General features: G+C 44.7%; 13 protein-coding genes and 1 pseudogene. All 14 read right to left on the bottom strand.

The annotated features are described in order from the left end of the window. Positions 1-76: 76 nt before the first annotated feature. Positions 77-157: pseudogene (locus tag I2H87_RS14190) on the bottom strand (transposase); the annotation flags it as partial. A gap of 160 nt (positions 158-317) precedes the next feature. Then, a complete protein-coding gene (locus tag I2H87_RS11710; RefSeq protein ID WP_195610083.1) occupies positions 318-1,175 on the bottom strand; it encodes a helix-turn-helix domain-containing protein in 858 nt (285 codons plus the stop codon). Continuing rightward, positions 1,159-3,879: an MGH1-like glycoside hydrolase domain-containing protein gene (locus tag I2H87_RS11705; protein WP_195610081.1), complete on the bottom strand. Its 2,721-nt coding sequence runs from the start codon at positions 3,877-3,879 to the stop codon at positions 1,159-1,161. The genes I2H87_RS11710 and I2H87_RS11705 overlap by 17 nt, the downstream gene beginning before the upstream one ends. Next, complete coding sequence (locus tag I2H87_RS11700; RefSeq protein ID WP_195610079.1) at positions 3,879-5,333, bottom strand: MFS transporter; 1,455 nt, start codon at positions 5,331-5,333, stop codon at positions 3,879-3,881. The genes I2H87_RS11705 and I2H87_RS11700 overlap by 1 nt, the downstream gene beginning before the upstream one ends. A gap of 293 nt (positions 5,334-5,626) precedes the next feature. Next, positions 5,627-6,229 (bottom strand): hypothetical protein, encoded by a 603-nt coding sequence (locus I2H87_RS11695; RefSeq protein WP_009268737.1) that lies wholly within the window; start codon positions 6,227-6,229, stop codon positions 5,627-5,629. Positions 6,230-6,288: 59 nt separating this feature from the next. Then, positions 6,289-8,712 (bottom strand): glycoside hydrolase family 3 C-terminal domain-containing protein, encoded by a 2,424-nt coding sequence (locus I2H87_RS11690; protein WP_195610085.1) that lies wholly within the window; start codon positions 8,710-8,712, stop codon positions 6,289-6,291. 133 nt (positions 8,713-8,845) lie between these two features. Further along, the gene (locus I2H87_RS11685; RefSeq protein ID WP_195610077.1) at positions 8,846-11,758 is read right to left on the bottom strand and encodes a glycoside hydrolase family 3 N-terminal domain-containing protein; all 2,913 of its coding nucleotides are present in this window, start codon (positions 11,756-11,758) and stop codon (positions 8,846-8,848) included. 244 nt (positions 11,759-12,002) lie between these two features. Continuing rightward, on the bottom strand, positions 12,003-13,430 hold the full coding sequence (locus I2H87_RS11680) for a GHKL domain-containing protein (protein WP_330611579.1): 1,428 nt from the start codon (positions 13,428-13,430) through the stop codon (positions 12,003-12,005). Then, complete coding sequence (locus I2H87_RS11675; protein WP_009268741.1) at positions 13,334-14,041, bottom strand: LytR/AlgR family response regulator transcription factor; 708 nt, start codon at positions 14,039-14,041, stop codon at positions 13,334-13,336. Before I2H87_RS11675 ends, I2H87_RS11680 begins: the two co-directional genes overlap by 97 nt. 47 nt (positions 14,042-14,088) lie before the next feature. Further along, on the bottom strand, positions 14,089-14,910 hold the full coding sequence (locus I2H87_RS11670) for a CvpA family protein (protein WP_022151485.1): 822 nt from the start codon (positions 14,908-14,910) through the stop codon (positions 14,089-14,091). A 12-nt stretch (positions 14,911-14,922) separates the two neighbouring features. Further along, positions 14,923-16,116, bottom strand: a complete 1,194-nt coding sequence (locus tag I2H87_RS11665) for a DUF5711 family protein (protein WP_009268743.1) — start codon at positions 16,114-16,116, stop codon at positions 14,923-14,925. Between the two features lie 76 nt (positions 16,117-16,192). Then, positions 16,193-17,473, bottom strand: a complete 1,281-nt coding sequence (locus I2H87_RS11660; RefSeq protein ID WP_009268744.1) for a LysM peptidoglycan-binding domain-containing protein — start codon at positions 17,471-17,473, stop codon at positions 16,193-16,195. Between the two features lie 218 nt (positions 17,474-17,691). After that, positions 17,692-17,994, bottom strand: coding sequence for a nucleotidyltransferase family protein (locus tag I2H87_RS11655; RefSeq protein ID WP_117551649.1), 303 nt, complete (start codon positions 17,992-17,994; stop codon positions 17,692-17,694). Positions 17,995-18,160: 166 nt separating this feature from the next. Further along, a complete protein-coding gene (locus I2H87_RS11650) occupies positions 18,161-19,546 on the bottom strand; it encodes a family 43 glycosylhydrolase (protein ID WP_195610075.1) in 1,386 nt (461 codons plus the stop codon). Positions 19,547-19,575: the final 29 nt, after the last annotated feature.

The following is a 19,575-nucleotide window of genomic DNA, read 5'->3' as shown; positions in this document are numbered from 1 at the left end:
AATGCCATACTTATTTTGAGAATTAATAAATTCCATGGCTTATATGTGAGGGATGGAATTTACTTTTACAATTCACTAAACACAATTCGAAGAAACTGAAGTTAATTTTCTGTTGCCCTACTTCAAAAAATTCGTTATAATAATCTTGTTTTTGCATAGTTCCATTATAACATGGAACGGAGAGGAGATGGTTGTCGTTAGCCATCTTTTTCTCTTTTTACGGAAAAGTTTCAGAGGCAGATTTGACTCATGCGAGTCAAATCTGCCCCTGTTTGGAACTATCTATTTCCCGACAGCCCCTTTTCTATAATTTTCTCTTACCGTATATCGCTTTCTCCATACATCATATTCTCCAAAAACCGTTTCGGAGATACATGATAATATTTCACAAACGCTCTATAAAAATTACTGTAATGATTAAATCCACAAACTGCATAGATATCTGTTGGTTTTTCACCATATACTAATAACTGCTTTGCTAAAATCATGCGCTTTTCCAAAATATATTGATAAATACTTTTCCCTGTCGTTTTCTCAAAACTTCTGGAAAGGTAAAATTTGCTGATAAAAAATTTTTCACAGAGAAAATCCAACCGGATTTCCTCTGTATAACGCTGATTAATATATTGAATAATCTCCTGTATATTCTGCTTTTCTTTCATGGTATTTAAATTTTCATAACGATTCAATAAAATCAAAAGCCTCTGTAAACAGGCATCTTTCAATAAATCCTTTCCAAATTCCTTTTCATGTGTTTCTTGAATCATTTCCAGTAATATTGATATAATCGTCGTTCTGTGAGAGGGATCTGCCCGAAACAGATATCCCTCCTGCTTTACTGAAACAAAACATTGTGCCAGATTCGTCTTTCGTGTAGAAAGTCTGTTCAAATACCAAGGATTGATCCACAATATGATCCGTTCATAATTTCCTTTTTCCGGTTTTTCACTATGGCTTATTCCCGGCGGTACCAGACAAATATCTTCCCGGCATAAATGATGACTGTGTCCGTCAACCTCAAAGCATGCTTCTCCGTCTAAAAGACAATAAACTTCAAAAAAATCATGCATATGGGTTTCTATTTCTTCCATATCTGCATTCTTATATAAATGCACTTCCATTCCGGAACTGCTCATCAATTGATAGCCGGTATAGACATCATAAAATTTCTTCATTCTTTACTACCTTAATTTCACCCTTTTTCTCAGAAAGGCTGATTTCAAGAGCGCCGTCTGCATGTTCCTCATACTTCACTAATTTACCGTTTACAAAAACCTGATAATCATAATCGGAATCCATCACGATGATCACCCTGTTCTTTTTCTTTTCATTAAGCTCGTAATGAATTACGGCTTCCGTATAATCTTCACTAAACCACTGCTTTTCAATCCATGTTTCATATCCCGTCGTCACACTTCCTTTTTTATAGTAAGCATGATACCACGTTACGATCGGAGATGACAAACCACTGAATTGGTGGAACCAACCTCCCCGTTCTGTTTCAATCTGCATCATCTCAAATGTATTGTAACTGAATTCGGTTTCCTGCTTCCATGAAGTCAGTGCTCTCTCCGCAATTTTATACGCAAACGCATTCTCCCCTATGTCCAGCATTGCTTTCCATATTAAGTATTGATATGGATACCATACGCTTCCATTCCAGTACCCATTATCATAAAAATAACTTGCGCTCATATCTACCGTCGATATTCCCACGCAGGACCATAATTCCTGATCTGATTTCAGATGCTGTAAAAGCTCCTTTTCCTGATCTTCCGTACAGATCCCGGCAATCAACGGTGTTACACCGTCCATCCCTTTATTGAAATTTTCTCCTGATTCTGTCCGGAAGATCTCTCGAGTCCCGTCGGATCGATGTAAAACATATCCAAAATATCCGCTCTCCTCATCCCACGCAGAAGACAGAAATACATCTTTCACCCGATTCAAATCTTCATCAAATTCAGCTATATCCGAATCCATTCCGAATAATTTCGCAACCCGTTTCATAATTTTTGCAATCCGTATAAAATGGACGTTGGAACATACCGGGGAAGCGATTTTTTCCAATTTTCGACGGTGTATCTCCATTTGTGGCGGATAATCATCCATTCCACTCGCATTATAAAAATAATCATATACCGTCAACAATCCGCTGCCAAGTCTATTTGTTGCAGATCCCTCTGTTTTTCCCGCCATATAACGGTAATAACGTAAAAACATCGGATAATATTTCTTAAGATCCTCACGTTTTTCTTTGTCTGCCCGCTGTAATATTTCATAAAACAAATAAAACTGTGTTGGAACAAGAGAGCCATGCGATACAAATGCAAAATCCTGATTATCCGCCTCCGAAAGATATGTATCCATGATATATTCCGCCAGTTTTTCCGAATACTCCAACATACCGATACCTATAAAGCCGGAATCCCATGTATAAAGACTGTCCCATCGTTTTCCCGGCGTATAATGCGAAATATATTCGCCATGTCGATAAATAGGATACACAATGTTAGAAAAGATCGCTGTTTTCATGAGTTTTGTGGAAAACTCATACTGATTTCCCTCACGATTATGTCGACTATCCTGTTCCAGACACGGTTTTGCACGCATCTCCCACAATTTCTCAAGTTCATGGTTCGTGTATTTTTTCTCTTCACAGGTACTCACATATGCATACTCTACACGCCGGCTTTTTGCAGGAAGAAAAATCGCCTCCACCATACTTGCATGATAAAATCCCTCATCCGAATGTTTGTCCATAAATGCACCCGAAAAACTTTTTGTAAGATTATCATATGTCTGATCTGAATTGGTCATCCGTGTGATCAACGCGTCTTCCAGACATCCGGAATACAGATCCCTATTTCGAATACGTCTGTTCTGGATCGTAAAATAAATAGGAATTTCTCCATAATTATACTGATATTTTACACGCTCGTTCTGCCGTTCTATCTTTGGGATCACATTCCGAATCTCTTTGACCGCATACACTTTTTCTGCCTCTTCTTCCTCTGTGATGGCAAAAAAATCAAGAAAAACTCCGTTGCCTAAAGTTCCGATTGCTTCCAATCTAAATTGAAATTCTCCCGCTTCCAATGCACCCAATGGAATCCGGCACATTGCCGGTGTCGACGTCGGTTCAAAGACAACCGATCCAAATCGACTGGTAAAAGAAACCTTTTCCTGATTTTGCATCGTCTTATAACGAATGCTCAGCACTGCATTTTTATATCGGTTTTTCAGCTGTATTTTATATGCTGCCGTATCTCCCCGGTCTCCGCCGAACCATTTCAAATCCCAATGCTTAGCTAACATAATATAATAAGATGCCCCAAGACCGTTTCCATCTGTAAAATCTTCGATAAAAACTTCTCCCTTTTTCATCGCATCATGGTTCAAATGCTCCCATGGTCTCTTTTTCGCATAAACCAGTTCATCATATTGAAGTGCATTCCAGACTTCACTCTTCTCCGGACGATGTATCACATAAACGCTGTTTTGAGGGTATTCCTCTGCCGCAAAGAAATTCAGAAGACAATTCTGATTTCGATCCGTATTATTTTGATAAGAGACCCGGATTCCCCAGGTCTCATCCTCAATACTGAAAAAATCTACATCTGCATACAGCATATCTTTCCATAAAAGTTCATAGCGATAACGAAAATATTTCCCCTCATTATCACAGTTCCATGGATGATAATCCGACGGAACCGTCACATTCGGAACAGAGACCGCACTGTTTGCATATGTCGGATATACGACTAAATCCCATCTCGCTCCCGGTATCCTGGATTCCCTCATAATACGGGAAATCCCCATATACTTTTTTGAATACGGTCCCCACAGAGGAATCATCTGTTTGTTTTCTTCTCTCATTATTTCACCTCAGATGCATTAGCCTCTTTTACTTTCACAATATGATCCTCGATTTCTTTCATTTTCTCTCCTGTCAGCGGATAAAATTTCATAGCGACGATAGAAATCACCCAGCCCAAAATAGGCATTCCATTATACAACAACATTGTAACTACAAAAATACCTGTTGTCAGCTCATCACCAACCTGAGGCACCGTATTGGTATATCCAAGGATTGCAACGAATATTCCTACAATCGTCGCTGCAAACGAGGAGATCAGTTTATCCACAAACGAATAAACAGTAGCGATCAGTCCCGGAACATAATGTCCGCTCCTGTATACTTCATAATCCGTACAATCTGCCATCATCGGGATCATCATATTGCTTCCGATATTTCTGATTCCATTTGACAAAATATATAATAAGAGGAATGATACATTCATAAAACTAAATGATTTCAAATCGATCTGTGTCGGATCCCCCAGACAGAAAATCAATAAAATCGCAACTTGAATCGCAGTACACAACCAGGTACTTAATACATAAATATGCTTCTGTCCCGCTGTTCTCGCTTTTAAAATACCAAATACAAGTAAAATGATATTCGGAATCATTGTGATAACGGACAAACGTCCCATTACTTCAAAATCTCCGATGATAATTCCAAAAAGCATAACCCCAACGATAGAATTTCCCGCAATGCTCATCGCAAGCTTATCACTGGATTCCGAAATAATCAACATCTGCAGTGCACGATTGTGTTTCAATACTTCCCAATATACCTTAAAACCAACTTTTTCATTTTCTTTTGTGACCATGTTCTCATAGAATTCCGGTTTATCTTTCGGTGCGATCGCAATCCAAGCGCAAACCATCATGATCAATGCAATTACGATAACCCATGCAAGTAACTCATCAAAGAACTGGAAACTCATGCTGCCATACTTCGGTACCAGATAATTCGAGATCAGATACATAAAACCTGTCTGCATGAATAACATAAAGAATCCTGTAAAAAATCCATAAACCGGACGCTGTTTCGGATCATTTGTAAGCAATGTCTGCGCAGACGTTGTAACCGTTCCCTGTACAGTATATCCGATAATATACAATGCATAAACTACGACAAAATAAGGAATCCGAATCGCTTCCGGCACAAGATGTGTCGTCTTATACATCAAAAGCATACTCACGATCAGCAAAAGATTTCCGACTACAAGGAATGGGCGGAATTTACCAAATCTTCCCTTTGTATGATCGATAAACCATCCGATGATCGGATCGGTAAAGCCGTCGAAGATTCTCATCGATGTTGCGAGCGTTGATACAAATACTACTGACATCCCAAGCAATCCGTTCGCATAATAAGAAACATAACTCATAAAAAAAAGATACATATTCGTAGACATCATATTCAGCGCAAACAACGCGATCTGCCACGTTTTTGCACGGTTGTATTTTGTTGTATTCATTTTCTTTTCCCTGTATACTTAAGTATATTTCCTTTAATCTTTATTTCTCTAAAAGTAAATTCTGCCAAAATACTCTCATTCCAGCATTTATCACAACAGAGATTTAATTGGAATCATGATTCTTAGTCATTTTATCACTAGTTTTTCCCTTTTTACATTGCGTTTATTTTCTGTTAAATTGCGATTATTGCTTCTCTGCAACACATTATTCTTCCTGTAATATAACAGAATGCAGATTTAAATTCGATTGCCGAATTTAAATCTGCATATTATTGTACATTTTTACCTGTCTTCTATTTCTCTTTTTTCGGTTCTCCCTCCGGGAAGATGATCTTAAATACAAAGAAGAAGATCACCATCGAAACGCCGCCCGTGATGAACGTCACAAGCAGATTATAGATTGCCGGCGGCACATATGCCGACGCGATTGGCATCCACAGATTGTTAAATCCGTTACAGATCAGGGAGATCACGATCCAGGCAATAAAATACCACATTGCCTGATACACCGGATTCCCTTTGCTCTTAAACGTAATGTTTCTTTGCAGCGGAAAGTTGATGCACTGCGCCAGAAACGATCCGACTTCATAACTGATAAAATATCCGAGTCCGCCGCCGATGATCACCGCACCCCTTGCATCCCGGAGCACATTATATCCCAACAGACTCCATGTAAAATCTACACCCAGGATATGCATTTCTTTCTGCGGCCACATGAACTCCGTCCCCGCGAGTTCCAGCCCCAGCCATCCCGGCATAAATGTAAATACCAGATACTGGAACACGGTAACTCCCATACTGAATACAAAAAAATAGAAAATCTGATACACCCATTTGGAAAGTTTCGGATGTTTCTCTTCAAACGATTTCCATATATTCATCCATTTTTCTTTCATTCTTAATCTTTCACCTCATTCGCGCACTTTGCTTTCCCGTTCTTTGTTTTCCCATCCTGCTATTTTTCCGCGAGTTTCGCTTCGTACGCTTTATTTGCTTTTTGATTCCGGAAGAATCCGCCGATGATCTTTTTCATTCCTTTTAAGAAATGACCATTCACGACCGTCACCATTCCCTCGACCATTTCCATACTGACCATTCCGCCCGTCATCTTCGCAATACCGCGGAACGGCATGTTATAAATGAAAAGGATATTCAGATCCGGTTTCCCTTTTTCTTCACTTTTTTTCTTCATGGTCGTCAATACTTTATATATCACTCTGGCAAGACCGCTTTTCGCATAATACATCTGACAGATCGCGTCATTGATCCCGAGGTCTCCGGACCACTTTCCCGATGGGATTGGATGCCCTAAAAGTTCTTCAAACTCTTCGTCCGAAATCTGCTGTACGATACCGGTATAATAGTAAGGAAGTTTCGCCGGATTGTACGGATACCGATCCGTCGTTCCACTCACCTGCAGTTTGCCCTCCAGCCTGATGTCCGCCACACTTGCTCCTACCATGATCTGATAGATTCCCTCTTCGACTTCCCATCCGTTCGTCTTCACATTCCAATAACGGAACGTCTTATCGTCAAAATCAATTCTGACTTCTTTGCTTTCACCCGATTTCAAAAATACTTTCCGGAAGCCTTTCAGCTCTTTTTCCGGTCGGAATACGATCGCATTCGGAAGTCCGACATAAAGCTGTACGACTTCCGCGCCGTCCATTTTTCCTGTATTTGTCAATGTAAATGTTGCTCCGTCCGCATCGACTTTCAGCTCTGAATACATAAATGTCGTATAAGACAGCCCATATCCGAACGGATACTGTACCCGGACCTTGCTTGTATCGTAATAACGGTATCCGATGTAAATACTTTCCCGATATTCCGAATTTCTCTGTGTACTCGGAAAATGCCGGAATGCCGATGTATCTTCATAGCGGAGCGGATAAGTTTCACTGAGTCTTCCGGATGGGTTTACCTTTCCGGTCAGAATGTTCAGCATCGCGCTCGCCCCCGCCTGACCGGTCAGATATCCATGCAGGATCGCTTTACAGCAATAATGCCACGGCATTTCGATCGACGCGCCTGCGCTGAGCAGTCCGACTACATTTTCATTGACCTGAACGATCGACTGCAGAAGTTCGATCTGGTTCTGCGGGATCCGCATATGGGAACGATCCATCCCCTCCGATTCGCTCAGCTCATCCAATCCGAAACAATACAGAACAATATCCGCCGCTGCCGCCAGATCCAGCGCCTCTTTTTTCATCGCCTCGTCCGCTTCTCCGGTCCGTTTGTAGCCTCTGTTGATCCCCGCGACCTGAAGATCGTAATTGCCGATCACTTTCTCGATCGTTTCCAGATAGGTCGGATTTACCATCGAAGATCCGGCTCCCTGATATCTGGGTTCCACCGCAAAATCTCCGATCACAGCAACCTTACATCCTGCTTTCAGCGGTAAGATCTCATCGGTATTTTTCAGAAGCACCGCGCTTTCTTCCGCTGCCCGTCTTGCAAGATCATGGTGCGCCGTTTCCGGAAATGTGCGTTTCTTTCCCTTCGCATTCTCACTCAATGTCAAAACCGCGTCCAGAAGTCCGTCCACACATGCGTCCAGTTCTTCCTCCGTCAGTGTCTTTTCTTTGATTGCCTGCAGGATTTCCCTTGCGGAATCGAGTCCCGGCGCAGGCATTTCCAGATTGGATCCCGCCGCCACGCCTGCCGCATGGTCGTTGGATGCGCCCCAGTCTGTAATGACGATCCCGTCAAATCCCCACTCTTTTCGCAGGATCTCCTGTAATAAATGTTTATTTTCATTGGCATATGTGCCATTGATTTCGTTGTAACTTGTCATGATGGATTTCGCCTTGCCCTCTTTTACGGCAATCTCAAATCCCGTCAGATAAATCTCGCGCAGTGTCCTCTCGTCCAATACGGAGTTCATTGCCATACGGCGCAGTTCCTGACTGTTCACCGCAAAATGTTTCGGACATGCATACACGCCCTGGCTCTGGATTCCCTTTACATAAGCCGCCGCCATTTTTCCTGCCAGATATGGATCTTCGGAAAAATATTCAAAATTTCTTCCGCAAAGCGGACTGCGTTTCATATTCAGCCCCGGTCCGAGAAGCACGTTCACTTCCTGTGTCGCCGCTTCCTCTCCGAGTGCTTCGCCTAATTCCTCACCCAGCCGTTCATCCCAACTGTTTGCAACTGTCGCCGCGGTCGGAAAGCAAGTTGCCGGAAGAGATGCGTTTAACCCAAGATGATCCCCGGCTCCCGCCTGTTTACGGATCCCGTGAGGTCCGTCGGAACAGAAGATCGACGGCAGGCCAAGCCGGCTGTAATCTCTTGTCTGCCACACATTTTTCCCGCTTAGAAATGCGGCTTTTTCTTCCAATGTCATTTTATCTATGATATCGCGATGTTTCAATTTTGTCCCTCCTGTAATCCCCTGTACGAACGTTTTCATCTCCCTATACGGAAGCAGAATCGGGATCTCTCCCGATTCTTTCTCCGTCTTCCAACTCATTTATTTACTCATTTTTTCATGAGATATTCTGAAATTATTCTTTCTCTGCATTTGAAGCGGCTTTTACAACTTCGGCGCTTCTCTTTTTGAATTTTTTGATCGCCACGATCTCAAGCACGATCAATCCTGCTGCCAGGATCACGTCGATCACGATCGCTGCGATCTGCCATGTCAGCAGACCTGTTTCAAAATTTTCAGCATCATATGCACGGCTGTTTACTACCGTATACATAATGTTCTTGCATGCCTGACGCATTGCCTGCACGCTTGTCGCGCTCTTCTGGTCTGTCAGATGGTTTGTCTCTGTATCATATGCAACGAGCATACAGTCATTTCCGTTACGGATCATACGGTCGGCATCCTGATAACCGTATACTCCATAGTAGTCTGTCAGGACAAATCCGCGGAATCCCCATTCGTCACGAAGAATGTTGTTCAATACCTCGGAGCTTGCTCCTGCCGGCTCTGTTCCATAGAAGTTGAACGCGGACATCACTGCCTTTGCTCCACCCTCTTTTACACACATTTCAAACGGCTTCAGATAAATTTCACGGGCTGACTGCTCATTGAACCATGTACAAAGCTGATTTGTACGGTTTGTCTCCTGATCGTTCAGCGCAAAATGTTTCAGATACGCATATACGCCCTCTTTTTCTGCTCCTGCAACCGCTGCCGTTGCAATTTTTCCGGAAAGGAACGGATCTTCTGAATAGTACTCGAAGTTACGTCCTGCAAATGCGCTTCTGTGGATATTCATAGCCGGTGCATACCATCCGGATACGCCCATCTCGTCCGCCATCTTACCGATGCTCTGTCCGAATGCGTCCGCGATGTCAACATTCCATGTATTTGCAATGATCACCGCTGACGGGAATCCGATAGAGCCGGTTCCGGTAAAGTTATTGTTGATCGACGCCGGTCCGTCACAATCGATCGTCTGGATCTTTCCGACGCTCTTCGCTGCGGACGTCTGATAACCGCCAAGTGCGATCATCGTATCCATCTCGCTGACCGTCAGCTGATCCAAAAGTTTATCCCACTGTGGATCATCATAGTCCACGCCTCTGAGATCTACCAGTTCCAGTCCGTTTTTCGCGCCTGTTGTCGGCATTTCATCCGACTCGTCATTATAATCTTCCGGATTATAATTGCTGTTGTTCATGAACGTAGCTTTGTCTTCTTCCGACATTGTAAAGTTGGTCGGCGCCGCAGTCGCATCTGCATAATTTGCGAATCCATTTGCGCGGGAAAGATAAGTCACGTCTCCGTTTGCAAAATCAAGCTGGTTTGTTGCCGTTGTCTCATCCGTAGAACGTCCGTTTTCACCGCTGTATGTGATCGTCTCGTCTACCGTATGTGTTTTGGTATCTACAACGGTATGTGAATCTGTGCGGAGAGAGATTTCATAATCTCCTGCTTCCAACACATATGCTTTTGCATTGATGTCGTCATAAGACGCCATATCCTCTTCCGTAAATGTCACGGTAACGGTTTCGCTCTCACCCGGCTCCAGAACTTCTGTCTTCTCAAATCCGATCAGGTTTACAGATGCTTTCTCGATTCCTCCGTTTGTATACGGCGGGTTATAATAAATCTCTACGACGTCTTTTCCTGCCGCATCCCCTGTATTTGTAACAGTTACGTCAACGGAAATCGTACCGTCTTTTACTTCCAACTCTCCCATTTTCTGTTCAAATGTCGTATAGGAAAGTCCATAACCAAACGGATACTGTACCATTTCTTCATAATTGATCAGCCCTTCTTCCGCCGCTGTCTCATAGAAACGGTATCCCACATAGATTCCGTCTGTATAGTTTACAAAATTCGGCACAAAACCATCCACTTCAAACTCGTCCATATTGTCATATGCAAAGAATCCGAAGTTGTTGTATGTAGGTGTCTTTGTCAGATCTCTTACAAACGTGTCGCTTGTCTTTGCAGACGGATTCGTCTCTCCTTTTAAAATAGATCCAAGCGAATTAAATCCTGACTGACCGGTTCCCGGGCACCACAGTACGCTGCTGATCTGCTCGTATTCGTCAACGAATCCGAGCTCCATTGCATTTGCCGCATTCACAACAACAATAATGTCCTCATAATCTGCCGCAACACGGTCCAGCATTGCCTGCTCTCTGTTCGTCAGCTCCAGGAAATGTTTGGATGCGTCCAGATCGTCTTTCTGATCACTGATCCGAAGTCCGGATGCGCCGAATGCATCTCCTGCTTCGAATGTATCTTCCACTTCCGGATCCAGGCTTGTCGGGAGATCCGCTCCCTCTCCGCCGGAACGTGAAATAACGACAACTGCGGTATCGGAATACTCTTTTGCAGACTCAAAAATTCCCGCCTCGTCATATTCCTCGATCGTCGGCTCCGGAATCGTCCAGTCCTGTCCCCACATTCCGACTGTCGGACGTGTCTCCCGGAAATTCTTGTAAAAATCAACCAGTTCACCGTTTACTTCAAATCCTGCATTCTCAAGTCCCTCTAATAAGGAGACTGTCGGATATGCATCGGAAAGTCCGCCAGATCCTGTTCCGCCATATACCGGGTTTGTGGAAGCCCAGCCAAATACATTCAGCTTTGTTCCCTCCTCAAGCGGAAGTCTGCCGTTCTCATTTTTCAGAAGTACGATTCCCTCGTCTGCAATCTGTTCACACAGTGCTGTTGCAGCATCCGACGTCTCTTTCTGAATATCATTCTTTTCTGTTGCCAGTGAGATCATGCTGGACATCGGTCCCCAGCAGATCATGTTCACGATCACAACAACCGCCAGAAGAAATGCGATCCAGCTCTGTGAGCGGATAAATTTCTTTTTCGGTTTCGGCAGTTTCATCACTGCGATCGTAATGACCACTACAAGTGCCAAGATCACACCAAGTGCGATCAGATACGACTTGCAGGAATTTAAGACGTTGATCACGTCTTCGATATTAATTGCTAACATCTCTCTTTCCTCCCTTTTTTCATTCATGATAGCAACCCGGCACGTTTTTTGCGTGCCCGTTTCATGTAACTATATCTTATCAGAAATATTTCCTCAAAACGAAATTCTGCATAATCTGTGCTTTTCCTGCATAATCTGCAATTTCATTGTATAATATTCACAAAAAAGAACGTTTGATTTTGTCCACTTCATACAAACCCAAACGTTCTTTTTCTGATATACGATTTTCTTATATATGATCTGTTCATGCTTCTCTCATCTTCATCGGTATCAATACTTTCAGCACAAACCAGTTTTCCTCCGCATTGATATCCACTTCGCCGCCATATTTCCGCGCCGTATACCGCAGACTTTTCAGACCATATCCGTGGAACTGCGTATCTCTCTTCGTTGTTGCCGGAAACACTTTCGTAAATTCCATCTGCTCCTCACAATAATTTTCAAACCGCACGATCAGAAAATTCTTCTGTGCATGCGCCGTCACATGGATCAGGCGCTTCTCTTTCTCTGCGACCGTCTCCTCATATTCGATCGCATTATCCAACGCATTTCCGAAAATAGAACAAATATCCATCGCATCCATAAAATCAAATAATGTTCCATCCACCACGCATGTCATTGAGATATCTTTCTTCATGCACTGCAGCATCTTGGAATTCAACAGTGTATCCAGCACCTCGTTTCCCGTCCGGTTCTGCGCCTCAAAATTCCGGATCTCCTCTTCCATCTTATCCAGATAGGCGTCCCGCTGCTGCGCATTTTCCTGTGCCCGGAGCGCAATGATGTGATGCTTCAGATCATGATATTTATAATGGATCAGATCCATCGCTTCCTGCGACTGTTGATACTGTACATACTGATTATGCAGGATATTCTGCACACTCTCCAGTTCATGCCGCACTCGCAGATCCACCCTCTGCCCATGAAATGCATAAAGGATCGCAACACCTCCCAGATCCACAAGCGTCCGCACATTAAAGATCTCCGCCGCTCCTCTTCCGCCAAACGGCGTCGTCAATGATACAAACCCAAGATTACTGATCAGGAACACCGCAAGACCGATGATCACACAGGAGATCAGTTCTTTCCCCGTCACCTGGATCGCCTCTTCCTGATTTTCATATTTGCGGTAGCAGAACCAGCTCACGAAAAAGACCAACGCATAAATGATGATCAGAAGACCGCCCCGGATCCAGACTTGTGTCCATCCCCATGTAAAAAATCCAAAGCAGTCCAACTGCCATTCCAAAGACGCCGCCAGCTCTGCCGTAACAAAAGCCCTCACACAATAATATCCCGTATCTTTCAGACTGATATCACAGCAAACGGCAAGAAATCCATACATAAATGCGACCGCCACCGCCATACAGACCATCCACCAGATTCCCTCCGCATCGACCGTCAGATACAAAAATGCCGACTGCACACACAGCATCCCGATCGAAATGCCTGCCAGCTTCCAGCCCCCGATGCGCCGTTTCACTTCCGAGATACAGATCAGGCACGCCAGCCATTCTGCCAGCGCCGTATAAATCCTCGGAATATCCGGCAGTACGATATTTACAACGGTTTCCATTATTTCAATTCCCCCCAGTACCTTGTCAGTTCCCGCATAAACGCATTCATCCTCGGTCGGCTGATCTGCAGCCTTTCGCCTTTCACGACCGCACATTTATCCTGAATCCCATCCACATGTGCCAGATTGATGAGATAACAGGTATTCCCCCGGGAAAATCCATACTCTGCAAGCTGTTCCTCCGCCGATTTCATCGTGCCGGACGTCAAATGCGTCGCATTTCCCATGTGGTACAGCAGATTGTGTCCCGCGCTTTCCACATAATAAATATCATCCAGATCGACCCGGATCACGCCGCCTTTTACCGCAAGCGTGATGTATTTACTGCTCCGCTTTTTGATCCGGGACACCGCCCGCTTTAATTTCTGACTGAATGCAAAATAAGACACCGGCTTCAGCACATAATCCAGAGCGTCAACTTCATATCCGCGTATCGCATACTGCGTCATATTTGTAATGAAGATAATGACGACCTCGGAATCCATTTTCCGGATCTCCTCCGCCGCCGTCATCCCATCCACAAATTTCATCTGGATATCCATCAGGATAATGTCAAACTGCGACTTATATTCCGCAGTGACCGCATCTCCGTCCCGGTAAACCGTAATATCCAGTTCTTCTTTTTCTGTTTTCTGATATTCGTTCAAATACCCGGTCAGTTGATTTACATAATATTCCTCGTCTTCCACGACCGCTATTCTGATCATACCGCACCCCTGTACCTGTTACCTTTTGTTAGAAAAGCTTTCTCTTTTTATTGAAACGACAGTAATTTCGCCAGCAGCAGATTCTTCTCATATAAAAATGTCAGGATCTCACTCTGCTCGATCAGATCAAAACATGTCTTTCCTGCTTCCGTCGAATACAAAAGCGTCAGCACAAGAAATCCGACCCAGACGATCAGAAGTGCGATCACGCCGCCCAGCGCCACACCGCCAAGATGATTGAAAAACCCGATCACCGGAAGTTCTCCGATAATATCCACCGCTGCCATCAGCGCTCTGACAATGATCACTGCCACAATAAACGTCACAAGGAACGACAAAATCTTGATCACCATCCTTGAAATGTACGACGCCACATAGGCGGCAAAAGTCTGCACTCCCAGTTCTTCGTAAATCGTTGTGTTATTATTTTCCAGAAGCGCGTCTTTTAAAAATTGAGGAAGATTGGACTCCTCCAGTTCCTTGATCTGCTGATCCTTTGGAATCTCTCCCAATGCTTTTACCACATCCGACGCAGTGATCCCGAGCCTGCTCAGATCCAGATCCGACATATTTTGGAACTGCTCCGGATCGATGCCTGCAAGCGGCGTACCGGTCAGGTCTTTCCCCTCAAACAGATCCGCCGATAATTCCGGCATAAACATTTCGATGCATTTTTCTTCGATCATCTCATCCACCGGAGTATATTTCACCAATGCATCTGCCGCATACGGCGACAAATAAATCACAAGAATGATCGTCAGCACGGAGGAAAGCAGAGACAATCCGATCTTAAAAAATCCGCGGATCCCTCCCACGACCATGCCGACAAGAAAAATCACTCCCACTACTATCAATAACCAGTTATTCATCCTTTGTTTCTCCTATATCGCAAGGTGGATCACCCGCAGCTCATTCGCACTCATCACGAGATATTTATTGAATCCATTGACCGGGATCACTGCAAGCGCATCTACTTTCAAGTCTCCTTTAAATCTCGGAACGCCCGTGCTTGTGATGATACAGCACTTCGAGCCCTCATACAGAATGATCTCATTGCCAACCATCTGTACATTACTGTACTCTCCGGTCAGCTCCCGGTTCATGAGCATTTTCCCATTCTTATTGTAAAGCCGGACTTCGTAACCGGATTTATCTTTATTCAGCAGGACAAATCCAATATACTGATCGGTGTGAAACGAGCTTTTGATCTCCTGCCCGATCTGGATTTCCGTTTTCTTTTTCAAATTCTGTCCGCCCTCGTAAACGACGAACGATTTGTCACTGACCGCAACCGCTCTGGATGCCCCCATAAAATAAATCTCCGGAATGATCACATCCGCATATTCTTCCGATCCGGTCTGTCTGTCGCTTTCTTTCTTCCCTGTCTCCCCGAAATTATAGCAGACCACCTTGGACTTCAGTGCTCCGCCCTCGGAAGAAAGATAGGAAACCATCAGTACGGTTCCGTCCGGCGACATCTCCAGCGCGGTCGGATAGCCGTTGCCGGATGCCGATACCTGATTTTCCACAAGAATGTTTCCCGCCGCGTCATAGGTCACGATCATCGGTGCATTTTCATTTTTTAAGACAGCGCTCACAATCCCCTGATCCGAAACTGAAAACATTTCTATCGGAAGCGTCGTCTCAATCTCCCCTTTTACACCGTCTTCTGTAAAGACCTGGATCGCATTTCCGCCGATATCACCCACGGCAAACACATTCTTTTGTATATCGATCTCCGGATTTTTAAACTGGGACGGCCAGATCCAGCGCTCCTCATTTTTCCGCGTCAGATAAGTGATCCCATCCCGGCTGTAACGCACGATCCCTTTTCCAAATGCCGCATATTGGTTGCTGTCCGCCGTCTCCCGTTTATAAGAAGACGTACTGTACACGGTATCATACGGATGATTCACGATCAGCATCCCGGTTCCGAATATCATCATCGAGCCCAGAACGATCCCGGTCAGCCATTTCTTCGCCCGGCTTCTCCGGTACTGCCCCGCTTTCTTTTTCATTTCTTCCAGATTCAGCGGCTTCATCAGCCGCAGATTCGGATTTTTCTTTTGAGCCATCTTCTACCCCTTGTCTCTTTCTTCCCGATCTTTTTCCTTGTCTCGTTCTTTTTCGTGATAGTAGTATAGCATCATTTTAAGGCAATAGCAATTTTTGACCTATGTAAATCAAATTTCCGTCCGTCAGACCGTTCATCCGGCTGATCGCGTCGGCATGGCTGATATCTCCGTACATCTTCCGGCTGATGATCGCCAGTGTGTCTCCCTCTTCCACAATATAAACGCCGTCGCTACCGTTAAAAGTCTCTCCTGCAGGCGCGTCGCCTCCGGTCACACTGCCTCCTGTTATACTGCCTCCGGTCATATGATCGCCTGCCGCTTCGCCCTCCGGTACCACACTGCCGTCTGCCGCCGGATCGCCTTCCGGTATCACACTGCCATCTGCCGCCGAATCGCCTGTTTCCGTACTTCCGTCACCTGCTCCCTGCTGCGCTGTCCCGGCATCCTCCGCTGCCGGATCGCCGCCGGATACTTCCGGAATCCCCTCAGACTGCACATTTCCCGAGGACACCTGCGTCAGTTCTCCGGTATCTGTTCCGTCCAATACGGCATCCTTTCCGTTCTCCTTTACAATCTTCGTTTCTTTTTCCGAATCTCCGGACATCTCATGGAGCGCCGACTGTACCGCTTTCATCTTGTCCATATTGTTCATCGTAACAACGCCCATAACAAGCACGATCAACACAAGGCAGGTACTCATCGCATACATCAGACGGCTTGTCTTCCTCTGATGCTTCCGCCCTCCGCGATCGCGCACAATGCTGCGGAAATCCTTTGCCGCTCGATCTTCCACAGTTTCCGTGGGACACACCCCGTTCTTTTTTCTGCAGGAGATCATATAATTCTGCATACAGGGATTTTTCTCATAATATGTATAATGACCGGAGATCTCCAGAAGATCGTTCATCTGATGCACGAAATATTTTTCTTCCTGCTCCACCGGATCTTTCATGATAAAAACAGAATTTTCCCGCGGAAATGATTTTTTATGCAGTTTTACAACCGCATCCTCCAGATCCAGCGGCACGCCCGCATGTGCTACAAACCATCCGAGCATCTCTCCGTCCTCGAAATACTGTTTGCAGTCCTCATACGCATGTTTCCATGTATCTTCGTCGATCAGGTAATCTTTCCCTGACATTTTCAATTCGTGCATCTGGACCGCGCCGTAAATATAGACGTATTCTTCCTCGTCCGTCTTCTGAAAATCCCCGACGAGGAACGCGCCGATCGGAGTCTCTCCCGCTTTCTCGCATAATTGCGTAAAAAATGTGTCTACATAATCTTCTACATATATTTTCGGTGATCCGCTTACATTTCCTATCTGACGTACGTTTTTTGGTATCTGTCTTTCCATTTCATTCACCTCTGCTAAATTTTTTCTCAAGCATAGCATAGAGAAAAGGCTGAATTTAGCATTTGGTGTCAGATGCGTTCGACAGGATTTTTACATTTCGTCCAAACAGTTTTTATATCGCAAATGGATCTCTTCCCTCAATCGGACGAATGTCGGAATATATTGCTCAATAATGAGACGCACTAATCTTTTCGCCGCATCCCCATCATAAATATGTGTCATGTCGTTTCATAAATCAATACTCCCTCTCTCCGAATCGAATCTCTTAACTTTTCCTGCAGCGGCTGTTCCAGATCGATCACATCAAAATCTAAAAGTGTAGATGTCTCTTCTTTTACTGCAATTGTAAATTCATCGATTCTTCCACTCCTCACCGCCAGATCGATATCGCTTGCCCGCTCATAATCGCCCCTTGCCCTTGAACCAAACAATATGACTTCTTTTAAACCATATTCTTTCGCAAACTCTGTAATCTCTTTTATTACGATCGGACGAATCCCGGATGTTTCCAGCTTTCCCATATCACACGTCCTCCTCCGTCATTTTCTCTATTATAAGTCTTTTCTTCCCCAAAGCAAACACTTTTAAACCAGTGTTTGCTTTGGGTGCTGTCTAAACAACAAAACATCCGATTTTGCCTTGTACTCCAAAACAAAATCGGATGCTTCATGTTTGAATAAAAATCTCCTACTCCACCGTCACCTCGAAGATTTCCATCCCCTCAGCTGCATCCACTTTCAACACAACCTCATATCGTCCCACCGGCATCCCGATCTCCGCCTCTGTCAGCTTCGTTATTCCCGTCTTTCCCTCAACCGTAATACTTCCCGCAATCTTCCCGTTCATCCACACGGTGACTTTTCCGCTTCCTGCAGTTATCAGGCGTACTTTCGTCCAGTCTTTTGCACTCTCCACATAACGGAAATAAATCTCATCCCCGGCATGAAGATTCGTCAATTTCTCTTCATAACAATTTCCGGCGCTGTCTTTCAACTGTTCCTCCACACCGATATAAACTTTTCCATGCAGCTCACATGCCTGATATCCCATCATCGTCTCGCCCGGTGCAAACGGATTGCCTACGCCCTGGGACGTCATTTTCACTTCGTCGATCGTACCGTCCGGATTGATCGTGATCGGCTCCGCACAAAGTCTCCGGTAACGCTGCGTTCCACGGCTACAGCGATGATAAAATACATACCACTGTCCGTTCACACATTCGATCGAACCATGATTATTCCAGCTTTCCGGATCGCAATGGTCATTGTCGATCACAATTCCCCGATAGGTAAATGGTCCGAGCGGCGATTTTCCGGTTGAGTATCCAAGCGCCGTCGGCTTTCCTCTCTCCATGTCTGCATAGACATAATAATAAGTATCCCTGATTTTCCGCATGGAAGATCCCTCATGGAAATAATGTTCTTCCTCGGTCACAAGATCATGTACAACCGCACCCTCATCAAATGAGATCATATCCTCATTCAGCTTCACACCGTGGGAAAAAAGCTGTCCCCAATAATAATATGCCTGCCCGTCATCATCGATAAAGATCGCCGGATCGATCCCGCCGCACGGAAGCTGGACCGGATCTGTAAACGGTCCCTCCGGGCGATCCGAAACTGCCACGCCCTCACTGTCATCAGTCATACAAAAATACAGATAATATTTCCCGTCTTTTTCGATACAGTCCGGCGCGAACAACAGCGGTGGTTTTTCATTTTCCGCCGCTTTCTCAAACTGCTCTTTCATATCCTCGCCGTCTGCCGCCATATTTTCCAACATCTTCCGGATAAACGGAGTCGGATGTGTCCAGTCGATGCCTTGATATTTCGGCGCATCCGGGTCGTTGAACCACGGAATCTCCTGCCCGGTAAGCGATACGTCGTGGATCGTCCAATGTTCCATATCCGGCGTGGACACAACCCGATACCGATCGCTGCAGTATACGTCCTCCCGATCATCAAAGCTTCCATATAAATATAATTTTCCATCCGGCATCACATGCGCTTCACTGTCCGGAATATGAAATTCCAACGGCAAAATCGGATTTCTTCTGTTTTTAAATTCTCTCATTTTTCCACACTCCTTTTCCATTTGACAGG

The sequence above is a fragment of the Mediterraneibacter glycyrrhizinilyticus genome, assembly GCF_015560805.1.
Taxonomy (GTDB): domain Bacteria; phylum Bacillota; class Clostridia; order Lachnospirales; family Lachnospiraceae; genus Schaedlerella; species Schaedlerella glycyrrhizinilytica_A.
The sequence above is the reverse complement of the archived record's forward strand: the minus strand, read 5'-3'. Positions and strand labels throughout refer to the sequence as shown.

Coding starts and splice junctions, on each gene's coding strand:
- I2H87_RS11685 (WP_195610077.1), bottom strand. CDS start 11,758: ATGTTAGCAATTAATATCGAAGACGTGATCAACGTCTTAAATTCCTGC.
- I2H87_RS11700 (WP_195610079.1), bottom strand. CDS start 5,333: ATGAATACAACAAAATACAACCGTGCAAAAACGTGGCAGATCGCGTTG.
- I2H87_RS11705 (WP_195610081.1), bottom strand. CDS start 3,879: ATGAGAGAAGAAAACAAACAGATGATTCCTCTGTGGGGACCGTATTCA.
- I2H87_RS11675 (WP_009268741.1), bottom strand. CDS start 14,041: ATGATCAGAATAGCGGTCGTGGAAGACGAGGAATATTATGTAAATCAA.
- I2H87_RS11695 (WP_009268737.1), bottom strand. CDS start 6,229: ATGAAAGAAAAATGGATGAATATATGGAAATCGTTTGAAGAGAAACAT.
- I2H87_RS11655 (WP_117551649.1), bottom strand. CDS start 17,994: ATGGGAAAGCTGGAAACATCCGGGATTCGTCCGATCGTAATAAAAGAG.
- I2H87_RS11710 (WP_195610083.1), bottom strand. CDS start 1,175: ATGAAGAAATTTTATGATGTCTATACCGGCTATCAATTGATGAGCAGT.
- I2H87_RS11680 (WP_330611579.1), bottom strand. CDS start 13,430: ATGTGCGGTCGTGAAAGGCGAAAGGCTGCAGATCAGCCGACCGAGGAT.
- I2H87_RS11660 (WP_009268744.1), bottom strand. CDS start 17,473: ATGGAAAGACAGATACCAAAAAACGTACGTCAGATAGGAAATGTAAGC.
- I2H87_RS11670 (WP_022151485.1), bottom strand. CDS start 14,910: ATGAATAACTGGTTATTGATAGTAGTGGGAGTGATTTTTCTTGTCGGC.
- I2H87_RS11665 (WP_009268743.1), bottom strand. CDS start 16,116: ATGGCTCAAAAGAAAAATCCGAATCTGCGGCTGATGAAGCCGCTGAAT.
- I2H87_RS11650 (WP_195610075.1), bottom strand. CDS start 19,546: ATGAGAGAATTTAAAAACAGAAGAAATCCGATTTTGCCGTTGGAATTT.